This window comes from Parasediminibacterium sp. HNIBRBA5674, from assembly GCF_056745525.1.
The window spans coordinates 1-4273 of the sequence record NZ_JBQWIE010000076.1 but is presented as its reverse complement, the minus strand read 5'-3'; the positions used below and the strand labels follow the sequence as shown (position 1 = coordinate 4273).

Here is a 4273-nt window from a genome sequence, read left to right as displayed (position 1 = left end):
TAATTCCATCTTAAAGCAACGGATAAATTTAATTTTATTGTATCAAAGAGCTAATTTATCTTTCGTACACCTGTGGTTACACAGCAAGTATGAGGCGTTACTTCTATGGGGTAAAGATTCAATTGCTGACTACTAAAAGCGGTATCCCTGTTGAGTTCTGCTTTGTACCTGGTTGCGAACACGACAGTAAGGTGCTGGAAAAAATGCCCTTTAGCCTGCCACCAGAAAGCAATGTTTATGGTGACAGTGCCTATACCAATTACGAAATGGAGGACTTGATGAAGCAAACAGAGTTCATCAGTCTACAGATACAGCGTAAAGCAAACTCAAAAAGAAAAGACAGCCAATCGGCTGCCTTTATAAAACTAAGTATGAGAAAACAAATAGAATCAAGCATTAGTGAACTCAAAGCATTGTTCCTAAGAACAATTCATGCAGTAACAATTAAAGGCTTCCCCCTGAAAATAGCATTATTCCTGTTTGCTTTACAGCTAAAGAAAATTAACTAGCAACTTGAGTTAATTAAGTTTATTTTGCCACATAAAAACAGATAGAAAAGTAACCATTTGTAGGGTAGCTTATTTATGGGTTAAACTGTACACATTCTGAACAGTAATTTTCAAAGCAAGTCAAGACAAACTTACTAATTTTAAAGATGCTCAAAAATCAGAGCTATTTGACAAAATAGTTGCATAATTCAATTATGAGTTACACCATTGGGCTATGGCAGAAGAGTTGTGTAATAAAAAAGACAACTCGAAATGCATGGTGATTTGATTCTAATCCTGAAAAGGTAGAACTTAATGCCCTCTTAGTGTGAAAAATGTAAACAGTACTCTGTGCTATTTTTACCGCGCCTACAAGAAAACCAGCAGCAAAAAGCAAGTCTGATAACTTGACAGAAATAAACGGCTCGAAAACACACATCCATAAACAGTAACACCAAATGCTGTGTAAACAAATTATACCTATACCAATAAATGCAGTATATTCATTATAATAGTAACAGGAAAAGATATCAACCACATTTACTGTCTAACGAGGAAATGTAGCAAGTTGCTTTAAGTGGTGGCCAATAACTTGACCACTCATCCGCATTAACATTCTTTTCAGATTGTAATTATTTATTTCGCTGTTGTAACTCTTAGTGGTAAGGCTCATTCAATGCTTACACAAACTGTTACACAACACCTATTATACTACTGCAATGCATTTAAACTATCGTTCTAAGCTTATGGGCAAAGGTCTTTTGGCTAGTTGTTTCTCACTACTATGTTTATCATTTGCGCAAGCGCAAACTACTACCACAGCAATCACTAACAAGCGTATTCCTGCCGTTCGTACTAATAAAAAGCTAACAATAGATGGTGTACTAAATGATAGCGCTTGGTTAGCTGCGCCTGTAGCTACCAACTTTGTAGAGTGGCGCCCCTCGTTTGGTAATGTAGAAGACCCCAAAAACAAAACCGAGATTTATTTATTGTACGATGATGATGCCATCTACATAGGTGGTTTTTGCCACGAGCCTTCTGCCGATAGTATATCTAAAGAACTAGTGGGTAGAGATATGATTGGTGTAAATGATTATGTGGGTGTATTATTTGATACCTATAAAGACAAGATTAATGGCTTTGGCTATTACATCACACCTTTGGGCGAGCAATACGATGCCAAATATACCAACAACGGTGAAGATGGTAGCTGGAATAGCGTGTATGAATCTAAGGCCAATATTGTAGATGGCGGCTGGACGTTTGAGATGCGTATCCCCTACTCGGCTATCCGTTTTTCTAGCAATAAAATACAAGATTGGGGCATTAATATTACACGTAATCGTAAAAAGAGTGGTAAGCAATATTTTTGGTATCCTGTAAATCCTAATGTGGGTGGCACGTTATTTTCTCAAGCTGGCTTGTGGACCAATATTCAAAACATTAAACCGCCACTACGTTTGTCGCTATCACCTTACCTAGCTACTTATGCCAATCATGATGGTACTACAAATCCAAAAACTTGGGGCACAACCATTAGCGGTGGTATGGACGTAAAGTATGGCATAAGCGCAGCGTTTACCCTAGACATGACGTTGATACCAGACTTTGGTCAGGTACAAAGCGATAACCAAGTGCTTAACCTATCGCCATTTGAAGTAAAGTTTAATGAAAACCGCACCTTTTTTACCGAAGGCACAGAGTTATTTAGCAAAGGCAATCTATTTTACAGCAGGCGTATTGGTGGCGAGCCGCTTCACTATTGGGATGTGCAAAGCAACCTTGCTAGTAATGAGCATATAATCAGTAATCCATCTGCCCCAAAACTCATTAATGCGACTAAAATAAGTGGCCGAACAGCGAGTGGCTTAGGTATAGGTGTGCTTAATGCCGTAAGTAATGCACAGCATGCTACCATAGAAGATAATACTGGTAAAATTCGTACAGAAGAAACAAGCCCACTAACCAATTACAACATTATTGTACTAGACCAAACATTGAAAAACAACTCAAGTGTCTCGCTTATTAATGCCAATACCTTGCGCGCTGGTAAAGATTATGATGCTAATGTAACAGCAGGTATTTGGGATTTGTACGATAAGAAAAACAAGTGGAACTTCTTTGGTCAGGTGGGTGTAAGTCAGCTAATAGGCGTAATGCCTGATGGTGGTAATCAAATAGGTTATAGCCATAGTTTGGGTTTTGCAAAACCTAGTGGTAGATTTAACTTTAATTTTTATCAAAATCTTACCGACCACAAATATGATCAAAACGACCTAGGCTATGCTACTAACAATAACTTCTTAGACTATGGCTTATGGATGGGTTATAAATGGCTGAAACCAACCAAGTGGTACAATAGAATGAATTTCAACTTTAATCTTAATTACTCAAGACGTTACTTGCCTTCAAGCTATCAAATGTTTGAAATTAATAGCAATATTAACGGGCAATTTAAAAACCTATGGGATGGTGGCATTTACGTTTCATACACTGCTGCGCAAAACGACTTTTACGAACCACGAGTAGCAGGCCGCGTTTTTAAAATACCAGCAAAGCATTTAGTGGACTTTTGGATAAACACTAACTATGCTAAAAAATATTCTGCAGGTATAGAATTGGCTTACTACGCAACACCAAAGTTTGGTACAAGCGGTATAGATATAAGCCCAAATCAAAACTTTCGATTTAATAAAAAACTTACCATTTCGCTTAACAATAATATACAGTTACGTTACAACAATATTGGCTTTGCAACTATAGATGCAGGTAACACCATAATGGGTAGCCGTACACGTTACTCAGTAGAAAATGTGTGGGTGTTTAAATATAACTTCAATAACAAGATGGGGTTAAACCTGCGAGCACGCCATTATTGGAGCCGTGTAAACTACCATCAGTTTTATAACTTACAAGATGATGGTAGCATTGTTGTTACGGCTGCTAATTATCCTAATGCCAACTACAATATCAACTTTTTTAATGTAGACATGGTGTACACATGGCAGTTTGCACTTGGTAGTTTTATAAATATTGGCTGGAAAAATGCTATTCAAAACTTTGACCCAACACTAGAAAGAGATTATTTCAAAAATTTAAAATCAACACTAGCTAGTGACCAGTTAAATAATTTCTCAGTAAAAGTGATTTACTTTTTAGACTGTGCTAAGCTGAAGAAAAAGCCTACAGTATAAAATTGGCACTAAGCCTTGCCTATTTTTAACGAAGTCATAGTAAGCGAACCGCCCAAAGCCTTATCATTAAAGAGTTGCACTTGTTCATTTGGTGCTTGTAAAGCAAGCGTGTATAGTAGTGGTAAATAATGGTCTGGTGTAGGAATAGCCAAATCAAAAGCCCAGCCATGCGCTTTGTAATTAATCAGTTTATCGTGTGTGCCTTCAGTAATGTATAGCTTCATTTTAGTACTTGCTTCAATTGCCCAATCGTAACCAAAACCAGATGTGGCTAATTGGTCCCAAGCTACCATGCGTAAGTTGTGTACCAAATTGCCACTGCCAATAATAAGCACACCTTTATTACGCAATACTGCTAGTTCTTTTGCTAGTTCGTAGTGGTATTGTGGCGGCTTGGTATAATCAAGGCTCATTTGTATAACAGGTACATCTGCCGCAGGATATAAATGTTTTACAACGCTCCAGCAACCATGGTCTAGCCCCCAAGTATCTGTTAAGCCCACATCTGTTTTAGTAATTAACTCAAGTTGCTAGTTAATTTTCTTTAGCTGTAAAGCAAACAGGAATAATGCTATTTTCAGGAGGAAG

Annotated in this window: 3 protein-coding genes; 2 read left to right on the top strand and 1 reads right to left on the bottom strand. The window is 37.6% G+C overall.

Going from position 1 to position 4273, the window contains the following annotated elements; all coding sequences use genetic code 11:
• Positions 1-89: 89 nt before the first annotated feature.
• Together ACT9TX_RS18245 and ACT9TX_RS18240 are read left to right on the top strand one after the other, a co-directional pair.
• On the top strand, positions 90-509 hold the full coding sequence (locus tag ACT9TX_RS18245; RefSeq protein ID WP_481340513.1) for a transposase: 420 nt from the start codon (positions 90-92) through the stop codon (positions 507-509).
• Positions 510-1234: 725 nt separating this feature from the next.
• Positions 1235-3685: a DUF5916 domain-containing protein gene (locus ACT9TX_RS18240; RefSeq protein ID WP_481340511.1), complete on the top strand. Its 2451-nt coding sequence runs from the start codon at positions 1235-1237 to the stop codon at positions 3683-3685.
• An 8-nt stretch (positions 3686-3693) separates the two neighbouring features.
• Here the strand turns inward: ACT9TX_RS18240 and ACT9TX_RS18235 are convergent, their stop codons facing one another.
• The gene (locus ACT9TX_RS18235; protein ID WP_481340510.1) at positions 3694-4188 is read right to left on the bottom strand and encodes a dioxygenase family protein; all 495 of its coding nucleotides are present in this window, start codon (positions 4186-4188) and stop codon (positions 3694-3696) included.
• Between the last annotated feature and the right edge of the window lie 85 nt (positions 4189-4273).